This is a genomic window from Butyricimonas sp. DFI.6.44, from assembly GCF_022132345.1.
In the GTDB taxonomy this organism is placed as follows: domain Bacteria; phylum Bacteroidota; class Bacteroidia; order Bacteroidales; family Marinifilaceae; genus Butyricimonas; species Butyricimonas muris.
The window spans coordinates 295,403-310,461 of sequence record NZ_JAKNJD010000003.1; the positions used below are offsets into that span (position 1 = coordinate 295,403).

Sequence of the window (15,059 nt, forward strand, 5' to 3'; positions counted from 1 at the left end):
ATGCATTCTGTAGTCGGCAAACTTTAGATGACATTCTCCACTGATTCATTAATATTAACGAATTAATAAAACAAATGTATGAAAAAAAAGACACCTGACAGGCATATTCAGTCTGTATTTTCACGAAAAATGTTGTTGGTGTTGCACTTGTTGTTTTTCGTTTCGTTGGCTCATGCGGCAACGGAGGATTCGACTCGTGTGGTAACCTTTAGCACTAAAGCTGAAAGCCTGAATAATGTTTTGATCAAATTCAAGGATCAGACCGGGGTTGAGATTCTTTTCAACCGGCAACTCTTGGGCGATCAGAAGTGTAAAGAATTGAATCTGGTGAACGTTCCTGTTGATGTGGCTCTCGGGAAGATTCTGGAAGGAACGGGATTCGAGTTCTCGAAAGTGGATGGCGTGTATGTTGTTAAAAAAAGTACGAAAAGTAGCGTTACTCGCGTGGAGCCGCGTATGATTTCCGGGACGGTGAAGGATGAGCGGGGAGAACCGTTGCCGGGGGTGACGGTTGTTGTAAAGGGGACTACGTTGGGATGTGCCACGGATGTGGACGGGAAGTATAAGCTGCCCGTGTCGTCGGACGGGGATATTGTTCTGGTTTTCTCGTTTGTCGGGATGCAGACGAAAGAAGTTACTTACCGGGGTGAGAAGGAATTGAACGTGACGATGGACCCCGACGTGGTGGAAATGGAACAAGTGGTGGTTACAGGTATATTTACCCGTAAAGCGGAGAGTTTCACGGGTGCTGCCACGACTTTCAAGCAAGCGGATTTAAAGCGCTTGGGGAATCAGAATATCTTGCAAAGTTTAAAGAACATGGACCCTTCGTTCATCGTGACGGAGAGCGTGGATTTCGGTTCCGACCCGAACCGTATGCCGGATATTCAGATTCGGGGGGCTTCCAGTTTACCGAACGTGAAAGGTGATTACAGTTCCAACCCGAATCAGCCTCTTTTCATTTTGGATGGTTTTGAAGCGACCACGGAGAAAGTGTTTGACCTTGACATGAACCGGGTGGCTTCGGTTACGCTTTTGAAAGACGCGGCAGCCAAAGCTATTTACGGTTCGCGTGCCGCTAACGGGGTGGTCGTAATCGAAACGATACAGCCGGAAAAGGGAATGTTGAAAGTGACTTATTCCGGGGACCTGAATATCACGGGACCGGATCTGACGAGTTATGATTTGTGTAACGCGAGGGAGAAATTGCAGGTAGAACTGGATGCCGGACGTTACACGGCTTATTACCCGGAAGATACTCAATTCCGGATGGAGCAATACAATCAGATACAAAAAGATATCGCCCGGGGTGTCAATACCTATTGGTTGGCAAAGCCGTTGCGGACAGGCGTGGGACACAAACATTCCTTGTATCTGGAAGGGGGAGATGATTATCTGCGTTACGGGGTTGACGTATCTTACAACAAGGTCGCGGGAGTCATGAAAGGTTCCGATAGGGAGAACGTGGCAGGGGCGATCACGTTGTCGTATCGTTACAAAAGTTTGTTATTCCGGAACGTGTTGAGCGTTACTTTCAATAAAGCGAACGATTCGCCTTATGGTAGTTTTTCCGAGTACACGAAATTGAATCCTTACTGGAGCCCTCGTGACGAGAACGGGAATCTGAAGCGGGTGCTGGGACAATTCCAACCGAGAGATTGGCAAACGGCAATGGTGTATTACAATCCCTTGTATAATACTACCCTCGGGACGAAGAATTTCTCGAAGTACACGGAAGTGACCGATAATTTTTACGTCGAGTGGCAGATGTTCTCGGATTTGAAGTTTATCGGTCGTTTCGGTTACACGCAAAAACAGGATAGCCGGGAAGATTTTTACCCGGGTAATCACACGAAGTTTGCCGATTGGACGGGGGATGATTATTTTAAACGGGGGTCTTATTATATCAAAGACGGAACGAACAAGACATTGAAGATTGATGCGACATTTAATTATTCCAAGCAGTGGGACAAACATTTACTGTTTGCCAACCTGAACTGGAATATACAGCAGGATAGTTATGATTACCACGGTATGGAGGCATGGGGATTTTTGAACGATAAAGTAGATCATATCGCTTTTGCCAAGCAGTACGCGGAGAACGGTACCCCGACGGGAGATGATGCCACAACCCGGGAAATCGGTGTGGTGGGAGCCGTCAATTATTCCTATGATAACCGGTATCTGGCGGATCTTTCCTATCGTCTGAGCGGTTCTTCGGTGTACGGGGCTGACAATCGTTGGGGGAGTTTCTGGTCTGCCGGTATCGGCTGGAATATGCACTACGAGAGTTTTCTAAGCAATCAGGAATGGCTGAATCAACTGAAATTACGGGCTTCAATAGGATATACTGGAAGTCAGAATTTCAACCCTTATCAAGCGATGGCTACATACAAGTATTTCACGAGTGCCGAGTATGATAATATCGTGGGCGCGTATTTGATGGGTATGGCAAACGATAAGTTGAAATGGCAACAGACAAGGGACATCAATATCGGTTTCGATGCCCGTTTATTGGACGGGTTGACGTTACGTTTCGATTATTATATCAGTAACACGGATAATCTGCTGGTGGATTTTGATTTGTCGGGTTCTACGGGATTCAGTACGTTCAAGGAAAATCTGGGAGAGGTGCAGAACAGGGGATTTGATGCCACGTTGAGTTGGAAGTTATACAATAATATAGAGAAGGATTCCTATTTCACGGTTTTCGGTTCGGTTTCTTCCAACAAGAATAAGATCGTGAAAATCTCTGACGCCTTGACGAAATCGAACGAGGCACAGGATGATGACGACGTGAATCCCTCGAAACCGTATACCCGTTTTGAAGAGGGGCAATCCACGAGTGCTATCTGGGCGGTACGCTCGCTAGGGATTGATCCGGCAACCGGTAGCGAGATGTTTTTAGACCGTAACGGGAAGAAGACTTACGTGTGGAATATCAATGATCAAGTGGTGTGTGGCGAGTCCAATCCGAAGATGCAGGGTAATTTCGGGTTTAACGCCGAATACATGGGAATTTCATTGAATTGCTCTTTCAGTTACAAGTTGGGGGGTGATTATTACAACCAGACTCTGGTAGACCGGGTGGAGAACGTGGATATACAGTATAACGTGGACAAGCGGGTATTCACGGGAACATGGAAAGAAGCCGGTGATGTCACTTTCTTCAAAAAGATTTCCGATACGCCGACGACAACCCGTCCGACTGACCGATTCGTGGAGCGTTTGAACGAATTGTCACTTGCCTCGTTGAACGTGTCGTATGATTTCCGGCATTTACATATATCGAAGTTCGTGGAACGTTTGAAAATGTCGTTCTATATGACGGATGTGTTTCGGGTATCTTCGGTAAAGGCCGAAAGAGGATTAGAGTATCCTTTCGCCAGAACTTATTCTTTGGGATTGCAGGCAACTTTTTAACGATAACAGAACAGGATTATGAGAAATAAAATAAATAATTACGGAAAATACCTGTGTTGCGGCTTGGTTTTGCTGATGTTCGCATCATGTAACGATTGGTTGGACGTAGAGCCGAAATCACAGGTGAAGGACAAGGACCTGTATTCTTCCGAGAGCGGGTTCAAGGAAGCGTTGGCGGGTGTCTACAGTATCATGACACAGGAATATCTTTACGGCAAAGAGTTGACTTTCGGGATGTTGGGCGTGTTGGCTCAGGAGTGGGATAATCTGCCGACAGACTATACTGACGATAAGGACTATAAATACGAGAATACGAAACCGGAGGTGCGGATTGATTCCGTGTGGAACGGTTTGTATAACGCGGTTGCCAATGCCAATAAACTGCTGGAAGAGATTGACGGCAAAAAGTCGGTATTTTCGGGTGTGAATTATGACGTGATTAAAGGGGAGGCTTTGGCTTTGCGTGCATTCCTGCATTTTGATTTGTTACGTTTGTTCGGGGCAAGCTACGCGGAGAATCCGGATAAGATGGCAATTCCTTACGTGACGGCTTACACGCCGGAAACCTTCCCGCAGAGAACGGTGAAGGAGGTTGTCGGTAAGGTGCTGGAGGATCTGGGAGCTTCATTGGAGTACTTGAAAAATGACCCGATATACACGGGAAAGACCGTCACGGAAACCGACGATAACGGGTATTTACTTCATCGACAGGTTCACTTGAACTATTACGCGGTGAAAGGATTGCAGGCACGGGTGTACCTGTACAAGAAAGATTACGCGAATGCTGCAAGTTGTGCCTCGGAGGTCATCGAGTCCGGTAAGTTCGAGTGGGTGAAACAGTCCAATTTGACGGACGAGAAAATGGCGGATCTTTCTTTTTCCACGGAACATTTGTTTGCTTTGAACGTGGTGACGCTGGGAAGTCGTGCCGAGAAGTATTTCTCCGGGAGTAATTCTGTTTTTGCGGTGAGCGAGTCAACATTATTGGGGTATTACGAGTCGGCTCAGGATTATCGTTATTTGTACCAGTTCAAAACCGGCACCGGGTTGAGTAATACGTTGCGCTACCTCAAAAAATACGATCAGTTGGAAGGGAATGGTACTACTGCTTGGCCGGCGTCTTACCGGAACAAGATGCCGTTGTTCCGTTTGTCGGAAATGTACTATATCCTTGCCGAGTGTCGTCATTATACATCCGGGGATGTGTTGGCAGCGTTGAATGAAGTACGGCATCACAGGGGCGTTGCAGACTTGGGAGAGGCTGATGTGACGGATTTTGATGCTGTTCTGTTGTCTGAATTCCGGAAGGAAATAATCGGGGAAGGACAATTATTTTTTCATTACAAGCGGTTGAATTTACCGATGATCAAAGGGACGGATGCGGACGTGATCGGTCAGGGGGTGTACAAACTGCCGATGCCGAAAGCAGAGTTACAGAATCCGGGTTGGGTAAGCAATAAATAAGAAGGTATTATGAAAAGACAAATGATATATTTGGGTGTTATCATCGCTTTGGTGTTGTGTGCCTGCGAGGAAGACGACAAACTGATGTTTGATGAGGAGTCGCGTGCATTGAATCTTTGGTTCGGAACCGAATCTTTGGAAGGAAGAGTGGATAGTACGGAATACAATTACGCGTTCCGCCCGCTGAATACGGAGTTGGACTCGGTAATGTTCTACGTGAAGTTGGCGGGAGTGCCGTTGAAAGAGGATTACACGTTTGAATTGGAAGCCACGGGAGGTGATGCCTCGACAGTGATTGCCGGGGAGCATTACGTGTTGCCGTCTTACGTGTTAAAGGCAGGGACTACCGGGGGAAGTTTCCCGATATATTTGAAGAATACGTCAGATTTTAAGAATAAGGCATTTTCGCTTTCTTTCGGCTTGAAGGAAAATGAACGATTTGAAACTGGGGCGAAGGAATATGCTTTCCTAAAATTGAATATCAAGGATAAGGAGGAAAAACCTCAATACTGGGATGACGATCCGGAAACTTATATGCCATTGAAAAATTTCTTTGGTACATATAGTCACAAGAAGTATCAGTTTATTATAAAGGTGACGGGAAAAGTAATTCTTCGGGTGATCTATCAAGGTACACCTACTCCACCTTACGAGATATCTTATTTTGAAGCCCAGTATTTGCAGGCGAAATGCAGGCTTGCCGTTGAGGAGTACAATAATAACCCGGAGAACCCGGATCGTCCGCTATCGGATGAATACGGACCGATAACTTTCTAAAGTGTAAGGCTATGAATTTTTTGAAATATATTATATCGCTGATTGTTGCCTGTACGGGATTATGGGCGTGTTACGACGACAAGGGTAATTACGATTACCGGGAGTTGGACGAGATTGTTATTGATTCGACAGGCGGGTTGATTCAAGCGGACTATTCTATTGCCCGGATGGATGTTCTGGACATTCCTTTGAAGGTGTATTACAAGGGAAAACTGGTGAATGGTTCCGAGGCGCAATACCCGGAGTTGGAATTTAGTTGGGTAGTTTATCAACAGGGCATGGGAACCCCGATTGCGGATCGGGATACAGTCGCCGAACAGATTGAATTGAAGATTCCCGTGGAGTTGGAAGAGCGGAACTGGGAATTGGTGTTCACGGTACTGAACAAACAGACGAATACCCGGGAGTTTATGAAATTCGGGTTGAAAGTGAATGCGGCGTTGAGCGAGGGATGGATGGTGTTGTACGAACGGGATGGTAAAACGGATGTCGGTTTGATCGTGGATAAACTGATAGCCCCGAACGTGACTAGGGAACAAACATGGGTGGATATATATTCGACGTTCAATGATGTCCCTTTGGACGGTAAACCTGTTCGTTTGCTGTATTCCGTTTCCACGAATCCGCAGGCAGTAATAGCGGTGACCGATAAAGATATGGTTGGCGTGGCACCCTCTTCCTTCAGTAAATTATATTCATTCAATGATATGTTCTGGACGACTCCTTCTGTACAGGCTCCTGATTGTTATACCGCTTTTTACAATAAACGGGAATTAGTAATGAATGACGGGAAGATGCACACGGTTAATTTTTCCACGAGCGGGGCGGACCGGACGAATTTGTTTTTCGGGGTACCTTGCACCGGGGAGTATGGAAAACTGGCAAAATGGTGTGCGAATATGAGTTCCGGTTATAGCGGTGTCGTGTATGATCAGGAGAACCGGAAGTTTATGTGTATAAAATCGAATCGGACGGAGGTTGTCGCTTTGCCTATTCAGAGTGCGGGGATTGCGTTCGATTGTAATGATGTGGGATTGGAACTGGTCATGAGTGATTACGGTTGGAGTCATTATGAATACGTGATCATGAAAGACAGGCAAGAACATTACTATTTGCTGGCAGCCGATTTTTGTAGTATAATGACTCAAAATATGATAGGCGTCGGGAAGTATGATATGGCAAATTGTAAAGGACTGTCGGATGGGATTTCTTCTATGACCGCCGGATACAAGGGTGAAATACTCTATTATGCAGCCGGTAGTAAAGTGTACCTGTACGATTATAAGTCTACGAACAGTACCGGTGATGCCGTGTGGGAAGACCCGAACGGGGATGAGGTGACTTGTATCCGGTTGCAGAAATATTATCAGGGTTCGATGATGATGGCAAATACTCCGCCTAATGCTTGTGAAGTGTTGTATATTGCCACGTATAACGAACAGGAAGGAAAAGGAACGGTGTACCAGTTAAGAGTGAATCCTTCCAGCGGTGCGGTGGATTTGAGTACTCAAAAACCGTTTTATGGTTTCGGGAAAGTGAAAGACATGGGATGGAAAATAAAGTAAACTAATTTATAAATTAAAAGGATATGAAGTATTGTTATTTACTTACGATCGTAAGTATCATTGGGATGTTATTGGCTGATGTGAAAGACTCTCGGGCTCAAATGACAGTTGCCCAGCCCGTGCAAACGAAAGCAGAAGTAGAAACGGGTATACGTTTTTTTGAAGGTTCTTGGAATGAGGCATTAGCCGAATCGAAGAAAACCGGTAAGCCGATTTTTATGGATTGCTATACCGTGTGGTGTGTACCGTGCAAAAGGTTGGCACAAGAAGTATTTACCAAGCCGGAAGTTGGGGAATATTTTAATTCCCGTTTTATCAACGTGAAGATGGACATGGGAACCGCTCAGGGGAAAGAATTGAACAAACGATACAAGGTGACAGGGTACCCGACTTTACTTTTTTTGGATGAAGACGGCAATATGTCACATCGTATCGTGGGGGCTCCGGACGGGAAGATTCTGTTAAGGGAAGCAGTCCGGGCGATTGAAGGAAACGGATATACTTCAATGAATAAGATGTATGCGGAAGGAAATCGTCAGCCCGGTTTTATACAGGAGTACATGGAAGTGCTGGATGTTGCCGGGGAGGGAAAGAAATCGGCAGATATCTGTTTGGACTATTTTGACACGTTGGATAAAACCAAGTTAAAAGAACGGGAGTATTGGGATTTGTTTATAAAATACGTGAAGGATGTCGATTCTGACGAGGCTAAATACGTGTACAAGAATCGGAAAGAGTTTATTAATTTGTACGGGGAGAAAGAGGTAGGAAAGAAATTATTCCAATTGTACAATGGTGGTGCTTACCGATACTGGAAGGTAGAAGACGGGATCGGAGTATTCGATAAAAAAGGATTCGAGAAGTATGTCCGAGATTTGATGAAAAAGGATATAGATAGGAAAGGACAGATTATCAGTGATGCCCGTATGAATTATGCCATGAAAGCGGGAGATTGGGAAGAGTACGTGCAGTTGGGAAATGAACGTTTGCAAGCGGGTGAAGATAATACTTTTGTCGTGTATAATTGGGGGTTACGAGTGAATGTCGGATGCAAGGATATGACCGTGCGTGAAGAGGTGGCAAAGTGGATGGAACAGTTTGCTATGGCTTGTGACCGGAAGCCGGATGCAAAGGAATCGGCGTCATTAAAGAATTCTTTTTTAGCTGTTGCCGATAAGCTAAGACACCCGGAGAAGAATGACAAGAATTACCGTCCCACGATCGTGATAACCGGAAAGATTGCGGCTTTGAGTGATAAAGGAAATATCATCAGAGTCCTCAAGAAGGAAGGGTTTTCCAAGCAAGCGATAGATTCTTGTGAGGCAAAATCGGATGGGACTTATGAATTGAAAATGAGGGTGGAACAACCCGGTGTGTATATTTTGGAGTGTCAGGGCGGACAGCGGGTTGAATTTTGGGCAGGTGATGAAGACGTGCACGTTGATTTCCCCGGTTTCGGGAATGCCAAAATTAAAGTTATTCGTCCGGTGTATATTCGTGTTGCCGGAGGAAAAAACAATGAAGTGTTGGATAAATTGAATTGGGAGGCTTTCCAGAATATACAGTTAGCGGGAGCTTTTGCCCGTCCGGTATATAGTCAGGCGGGAGTTGCAGATTCTGTAAAACAACAGTTGATGACACGGTTGGGAGAAGTAGTTAGTCATGATATGTCCGGACGTTTGCTGCATTGGGCAGAGGAATATGCAGACCGGGAAGCCGTGGTAACAGTCCTTGCCAAATTGCGAGGAGAAGAGTATACCGAAACAGTTCAGAAAGTCTTGACAATACTGGAGGCAAAATATCCGACTAGCGTGGCAGTGAAAGATTTTAAAGCGGCTCGTGCACAACAGGAGCTTATAAAGCAAGGTGGAATGGCACCTGAATTTTCTTGTCCGACTCCCGACGGGAAAAAGAATTTAGGCCCGCAAGATTTTAAAGGGAAATATCTCGTCATGGATTTTTGGGCTTCATGGTGTGGTCCTTGCCGGGGTGAGATTCCTCACTTGAAAGAGGCTTATGAGAAGTACGCGGACAAAGGAGTGGCTTTTTTCAGCGTGTCTATCGACAAGAGCGATGCCGCTTGGAAAAAAGCCTTGGCAGAGGAAAATATGCCTTGGGAACAAGTATGCGCTCCACAAGCCGGGAAAGACGTGATGAAACAGTATCAATTCTCGGGAATACCTTATATTTTGGTGTTGGATAAAGAGGGACGTATCGTGGGAACCAATTTGCGAGGAAAAGCCTTGATGGATAAATTGGAAGAATTGGTAAACGAAAATAAACCCAAAACATCCATGATGATGAGATAAAATTTTAGAGTCGGGGGATTTGCATAACGAGAGATATTATTGCTTCTCTTCTATCGCACGGCTTCATTGCAAATTCCCCGCTCTTGTTCTAGGCGTGTTTAGGTAGTTTTATGCTTTGCTACTTTCGTAATAAATAACACGAATAACCCGAGTCCGACCACGATTCCTACCGGGTAGCTGATGGCGGGAGCAATAAATAATCCGCCGACCTTGTAGGGGGCAATCATAAAATAGGTAGCGCACACGACACTCAGGAATGTTGCCGGAAGCGACATCATCCAATGCGGTTTGCCTTTCTTTGCCAGATAAGTGGCGGCTGTCCATAGGGTGATGGTTGCCAATACTTGATTACCTATTCCCACGTATTTCCAGATAGTGGAGAAATCCACGTTGCAGAGCAGGTAGGCGACCGCGAAAATTGGAATGGATACCATCAAGCGGTTCTTAATCGGTTTCTGGTTAAATTTCAAGGCGTCGGCGATAATCAATCGCATACTTCGGAATGCCGTGTCGCCGGAAGTGATGGGACAAACGACCACGCCGATGATGGCAATAATTGCTCCGAAGCGTCCCAGCCAAGAGTTACATATCTGGTTCACGATAATTGCCGGGGTTGCACCTCCTTCTGCTGCCGTATTCAGCCCTTCCGCTCCACCGAAGAATGCCATGGCTGCCGTGGCCCAGATCATGGCAACGATACCCTCGCAAATCATTGCCCCGTAGAAAATCGGACGCCCGTACTTCTCGTCTGTCATGCAGCGTGCCATCATGGGCGACTGCGTGGCATGGAAACCGGAAATGGCTCCACAGGAAATCACGATGAATAACATCGGGAAAAGAATATTGTGTTGCGGATCGGCATGCATATTGCGCATGGAATCGAAAGTCAGGTTCTCCAAAACAAGTTCTCCGCTAAATCCGCCGTAAAGCAAATAGGCTCCCACGCTGACAGCCATAAATATCAGGGCGGCACCCATGAACGGATAGATTTTACCGATTATCTTATTGATTGGTAATAAGGTCGCTATAATATAATAAGCAAATATGATGTATAACCAAGGCGTCATGCTCATCTTGGTCAGGCTGCCTAATAGTTCTGCCGGACCGTTCACGAAAGAAACCCCGACGGCTAGCAACAGAAAGCCCGTGAAGAACGTCATGAACTTGCGCACCCCGTTACCGAGGTATTTGCCCACGATGTCGGGCAGACTGGTCCCGTCGTGACGGGTAGATAGCATTCCGGAAAAATAGTCATGAGTGGCGCCCATGAATATACAACCGACAACGATCCACACGTAAGCCATGGGACCGTAGGCGGCACCGAGAATTGCCCCGAAGATGGGACCCAATCCGGCAATATTTAAAAACTGAATCACGAAAATACGCCAAGGCTTCAGTTCATGGTAATCCACTCCGTCTGCAAGACGTTTTACTGGGGTAGCGATAGTGGATGATGCCCCGAAAAATCGTTCAACAAATTTCCCGTAGGTGAAATAAGCGACGATTAGTAATCCGATTGAAATAATAAATGTTAGCATTTGCTTGAAATTTTTGCACGAACACAAAGTTATAAAAATGAGTTTGAAAAGTAAGTCTTTAAAGACGGAAAAAATGCACGCACGGGTAAAAAAGAAATGGCGACCAGTCTGGCATTGAAGGTAGTTGAGGTGCGCTAGATCTGATCGCCTGGCCTGGGACACGATATTGATATAATCCGTTCTACGGATTATTTCTGGATGTGGAATTGGATGTGGCCATTGGTGATGTGATGCTTATTTATCATTTATGTAAATCTCCTTACGTTTTGTGACCTAATTGTTATATGACAAATGTATAGAGTGATTTTCTAATTACAGTAGGAATCAATGAGGATTTTCACCTCTGTCAGTTCTAAATATAAAGGAAAATCAGGCGTGTGTTTTTATTTTTGAAAATAAAGCCTTGGTCTAATGTTGGAATCCTCATTTTTTGAAATGGACGTCATTTGGAACGATATTTACCGGAAATCGGGATTATTTTCGATAATTTGATTTTATAGGAAAAAACGGAAATGATATTATAAAATCTTGTTTGGTTTATTTTGAAAATATCGTATCTTGGTCGAGTCATCCGAAGGAGGCGTATGTTATCGGCAAAAGAATATTTAAAAATACGGAAAGGAAAAATGAAACAAGAAGTTTTGCATGATAACTTATTGAATGCCATACGAACGAAAGTGCCTCACGAGGAAAATTTGGCGAGTGTTCTGGGAAATATATTATGTATTGGGAAGGAGGCGATATATCGTCGGTTACGGGGGGACGTTCCTTTCACGTTATTGGAAACGGCGCTGATCTCGAAAGAAATGAATATTTCGGTGGATAGTCTTTTGGAATCCGTGTCCCCGAAAAGCAGGCCTTTCCAGTTAAAGTTGACAGAGTTTTTTAACCCGTTGGAAACGGATTTCCTGATGATGGAGAATTACGTGGATGTATTCCGGACTCTTGACGAGAAAACCTATTCCGAGAGTGCATCCTCCACGAACATACTGCCGCAACCCCTTTATCAGGATTACAAATTTCTTTCAAGGTTCTATCTGTTCAAGTGGAAAGCCCAAAGGGACGGGTTGGATTCCGTGAAGACATTACATGAAATCGTACCGGAGGAACGGTTAGTCCGTATACAGAAGGATTTGGTCGTGGAGGCTCGTCGGGTAAAAGACACGAGTTATATATTCGATAACATGATATTCCTTTACCTGATCAATGATATCAAATATTTTGCCAGCGTGAACCTGATATCCAATGCCGACGTGCAGGAATTGAAAGAAGAATTGTTCCATTTTTTGAATTGTTTGGAACGCTTGGCGGCAAAAGGGAGATTCGATAACGGGAACAGGATACATTTTTATATATCCAATATTAATTTCGACACGACGTACTCCTATGTTCACACGCAGAAATATAACCTTAGTCTGATAAAGGCATTCACGTTGAATGGGATAGCGTCTTTGGACGATAAGACCTTCGAGAGCGTGAAAAGCTGGATTCTTTCCTTGAAAAGATTCTCGACATTGATATCCGAGAGCGGCGATTTACAGCGGATACATTTCTTTAAAAGTCAAAGAGAATTGGTGGCCACGTTGTGATTCGTTGAGAAATAATATATAACTTTGAATGTCCCGTTGTCGTAAATCAGGCAAACGGGTTAGTGTTTTATCAACTAACTTGAACAATATGAAAACATTATTCACGATTCTTTTATTGATTGCAGGTATGACAAGTATAGCGCAGAAATTCGAATCCGATTCGTTCGTGACGAAAGACGGGAAGTCTTTGAAGATTACTTTTATAAAACATGGTAGTCTGATGTTTGAGTTTGACGGGAAGATCATCTATGTAGATCCGGTTTCCGACTATGCGGATTACAGCACTTTGCCCAAGGCGGACGTGATATTGATTACCCATGAACATGCTGACCATTTGGACCCGAAAGCCATAGCGGACGTGGAGAAGAAAGATACCAGAATCGTGATTAACGCTTCTGGCCGAGAGAAGTTGGGTAAAGGAGATGTCATGAAAAATGGAGATCAGATACAAGTGACTCCTTGGTTGAAAGTGGAGGCTGTACCTGCTTATAACACGACACCCGGAAGAGAAATGTATCACCCGAAAGACCGGGATAACGGTTATGTCCTAACCTTAGGCGGCACGAGAATTTATGTTGCGGGAGATACGGAAGATATTCCCGAATTGAAGAGATTGAAAGATATAGAAATTGCCTTTTTACCGGTAAATCAGCCTTACACGATGACCGTCGCGCAGGCGGACAAAGCTGCCCGAATGGTAAACCCGAAAGTGCTCTATCCTTACCACTACGGCAATACTTACGTGGAAGAATTACAAAAAAACTTGAAGGACACTAAGATTGATGTTCGCATCCGGCAATTACAATAAGGTTAATAAGAGGCTGTGTCAAAAGCCATTTTGAAGTGAACCCTAAAAGTTTTTTGTCTAACTTTTAGGGTTCACTTCAACTTCACTTTTAGCACAGCCTCTTTTTAATTATAAATCGCTTCGAACAGAAATTTGAACGAGGGACTTGTAACCATATGTTTATCAGCATTTCCGGCGTAAACTTCTCCGTTTGCCAAGTTCAGTTTCTTTACCGGTGCTCCTTCCGTGAAATCCAGACCTTTCAAGTCAAGCCAGAATACATTCGGGGTTATTGTAGATTCAAAGAAGTAAACCTTATTCTTTTGGTCTGAAACAGTTCTCCAACGCGTGGAGGAAATATTCGGTTGATCGGGAGTTGAAATCCCGAGAGGAACTGATACATTCCGGATAACACTGAATACTCCAGCCACGGCTTCCTGTTGTTTGTCTGTTTGCGGGATAGCATTGATGTAAAAGGAAGCCCTGACAAAACGGTCGGCTGCACGGTTCGTGCCCGGTAGCATCACCAGACCGCCGATTTGCTTCCAGTAATTGTTCAACGTGATTTGCTGTTCATAGGAAGGAGAGTTTGTCATTACTTGGTATTCTTTCCCCTCGTGTATGACCAGTTTGCCTTTGATGTATTCAAAAATGGCACTGTTACCCGAGGCATCCGAGATAGCAAGATGTAATGTTGATTTGGCTCCGTTCGGCATATCCGGTGCGTCGATGCGGAAAGTTTCCTTGCGCAATTCGTTTACCGCCTCGTCTACCGTGGCGAAATTGTCCAACACGTATTGTGTCCATATACTGATTCCCATTACCGGACGAGTATCATTCGGACGGTAGTAATCGGATTCAGCCAGATACAGGAGGTTGGCAACCAATCCTTTCTCGTTCATCCCGTCGGAAGTACCGATATCATATCCGGCGGTGATGACACTACCGTATTTTGATTTCCAATGCATCGTGTTCCCTTTGTCGGCTCCCGCTCTCTCAATCCCTCTGGGAAACACGTAAATATTTGACTTTAAATCTTCTTTCCAGTCCATAGTCCTGCCTGTTACGACCATGCCGTTTTGTCCGATATATACCACTCGGGTACATGCATCGGTATACGATACCAGCGTTCCTGCCAGTAATAATGTTGCGATAAATAATGTTTTCCTCTTCATACTTTAATGTTTTATGTGTTAAACGGAAATTACGTTTGACAAGTTTCTTAAAATTATATGAAAATCAAATATTATTCGCTGATAGAGTGAATCTTTATTTGGTAGAAATTCGATATATTTGTCATATTAGAATCTAAACATCAAATATTATGAAGAATAAAATTTGTCAGAGTTGCGGTATGCCCATGATGGCAGAGGAGCAATTCGGTACTAATGATGACGGTAGTATGAATACCGAGTATTGTACATATTGTTATCAAGACGGGGCTTTCACGGGCAATTATACCATGAATGAGATGATAGACCATAATCTTGAATTTTTAGATGAATTCAATAAAGATGTGGAGCGTCCGTTCACGAGAGAAGAGGCCAGAGCCGAGATGAGGAAATTTTTCCCCACGTTGAAACGATGGAAAAACTGAATGGTACTTT

10 protein-coding genes are annotated in these 15,059 nt (G+C 44.5%); 8 read left to right on the plus strand and 2 right to left on the minus strand.

All coding sequences use genetic code 11. The features are described from left to right. Nucleotides 1-78: 78 nt before the first annotated feature. The 5 genes from L0M98_RS06295 to L0M98_RS06315 are packed head-to-tail and all read left to right on the plus strand — an operon-like array spanning nt 79 to nt 9,538. Nucleotides 79-3,423 carry a SusC/RagA family TonB-linked outer membrane protein gene (locus L0M98_RS06295; protein WP_227216589.1) on the plus strand — a complete coding sequence of 1,115 codons (3,345 nt, stop codon included), beginning with the start codon at nt 79-81 and terminating at the stop codon, nt 3,421-3,423. 18 nt (nt 3,424-3,441) lie between these two features. Beyond that, nucleotides 3,442-4,887 (plus strand): RagB/SusD family nutrient uptake outer membrane protein, encoded by a 1,446-nt coding sequence (locus tag L0M98_RS06300; protein WP_227216590.1) that lies wholly within the window; start codon nt 3,442-3,444, stop codon nt 4,885-4,887. A 9-nt stretch (nt 4,888-4,896) separates the two neighbouring features. Further along, a complete protein-coding gene (locus L0M98_RS06305) occupies nt 4,897-5,664 on the plus strand; it encodes a DUF4843 domain-containing protein (protein ID WP_227216591.1) in 768 nt (255 codons plus the stop codon). An 11-nt stretch (nt 5,665-5,675) separates the two neighbouring features. Beyond that, nucleotides 5,676-7,229: a PKD-like family lipoprotein gene (locus L0M98_RS06310; RefSeq protein WP_186976021.1), complete on the plus strand. Its 1,554-nt coding sequence runs from the start codon at nt 5,676-5,678 to the stop codon at nt 7,227-7,229. A gap of 23 nt (nt 7,230-7,252) precedes the next feature. Then, entirely contained in the window at nt 7,253-9,538 is a 2,286-nt protein-coding gene (locus tag L0M98_RS06315) for a TlpA family protein disulfide reductase (protein WP_227216592.1), read from the plus strand. 98 nt (nt 9,539-9,636) lie between these two features. Here the strand turns inward: L0M98_RS06315 and L0M98_RS06320 are convergent, their stop codons facing one another. Then, a complete protein-coding gene (locus L0M98_RS06320; protein WP_099291566.1) occupies nt 9,637-11,076 on the minus strand; it encodes a carbon starvation CstA family protein in 1,440 nt (479 codons plus the stop codon). A 626-nt stretch (nt 11,077-11,702) separates the two neighbouring features. Between L0M98_RS06320 and L0M98_RS06325 the strand changes: the two genes are divergently transcribed. Further along, nucleotides 11,703-12,665 carry a helix-turn-helix domain-containing protein gene (locus L0M98_RS06325; protein ID WP_186976018.1) on the plus strand — a complete coding sequence of 321 codons (963 nt, stop codon included), beginning with the start codon at nt 11,703-11,705 and terminating at the stop codon, nt 12,663-12,665. An 88-nt stretch (nt 12,666-12,753) separates the two neighbouring features. Further along, nucleotides 12,754-13,473 (plus strand): MBL fold metallo-hydrolase, encoded by a 720-nt coding sequence (locus L0M98_RS06330; RefSeq protein WP_227216593.1) that lies wholly within the window; start codon nt 12,754-12,756, stop codon nt 13,471-13,473. A 104-nt stretch (nt 13,474-13,577) separates the two neighbouring features. Here the strand turns inward: L0M98_RS06330 and L0M98_RS06335 are convergent, their stop codons facing one another. Next, the gene (locus tag L0M98_RS06335) at nt 13,578-14,627 is read right to left on the minus strand and encodes a linear amide C-N hydrolase (RefSeq protein WP_099291568.1); all 1,050 of its coding nucleotides are present in this window, start codon (nt 14,625-14,627) and stop codon (nt 13,578-13,580) included. Nucleotides 14,628-14,776: 149 nt separating this feature from the next. On the opposite strand from L0M98_RS06335, the gene L0M98_RS06340 reads away from it, so the two are divergent. Then, nucleotides 14,777-15,049 carry a zinc ribbon domain-containing protein gene (locus tag L0M98_RS06340; RefSeq protein WP_186976017.1) on the plus strand — a complete coding sequence of 91 codons (273 nt, stop codon included), beginning with the start codon at nt 14,777-14,779 and terminating at the stop codon, nt 15,047-15,049. The last annotated feature ends 10 nt before the right edge of the window (nt 15,050-15,059 follow it).

Coding starts and splice junctions, on each gene's coding strand:
- L0M98_RS06295 (WP_227216589.1), top strand. CDS start 79: ATGAAAAAAAAGACACCTGACAGGCATATTCAGTCTGTATTTTCACGA.
- L0M98_RS06300 (WP_227216590.1), top strand. CDS start 3,442: ATGAGAAATAAAATAAATAATTACGGAAAATACCTGTGTTGCGGCTTG.
- L0M98_RS06305 (WP_227216591.1), top strand. CDS start 4,897: ATGAAAAGACAAATGATATATTTGGGTGTTATCATCGCTTTGGTGTTG.
- L0M98_RS06310 (WP_186976021.1), top strand. CDS start 5,676: ATGAATTTTTTGAAATATATTATATCGCTGATTGTTGCCTGTACGGGA.
- L0M98_RS06315 (WP_227216592.1), top strand. CDS start 7,253: ATGAAGTATTGTTATTTACTTACGATCGTAAGTATCATTGGGATGTTA.
- L0M98_RS06320 (WP_099291566.1), bottom strand. CDS start 11,076: ATGCTAACATTTATTATTTCAATCGGATTACTAATCGTCGCTTATTTC.
- L0M98_RS06325 (WP_186976018.1), top strand. CDS start 11,703: ATGAAACAAGAAGTTTTGCATGATAACTTATTGAATGCCATACGAACG.
- L0M98_RS06330 (WP_227216593.1), top strand. CDS start 12,754: ATGAAAACATTATTCACGATTCTTTTATTGATTGCAGGTATGACAAGT.
- L0M98_RS06335 (WP_099291568.1), bottom strand. CDS start 14,627: ATGAAGAGGAAAACATTATTTATCGCAACATTATTACTGGCAGGAACG.
- L0M98_RS06340 (WP_186976017.1), top strand. CDS start 14,777: ATGAAGAATAAAATTTGTCAGAGTTGCGGTATGCCCATGATGGCAGAG.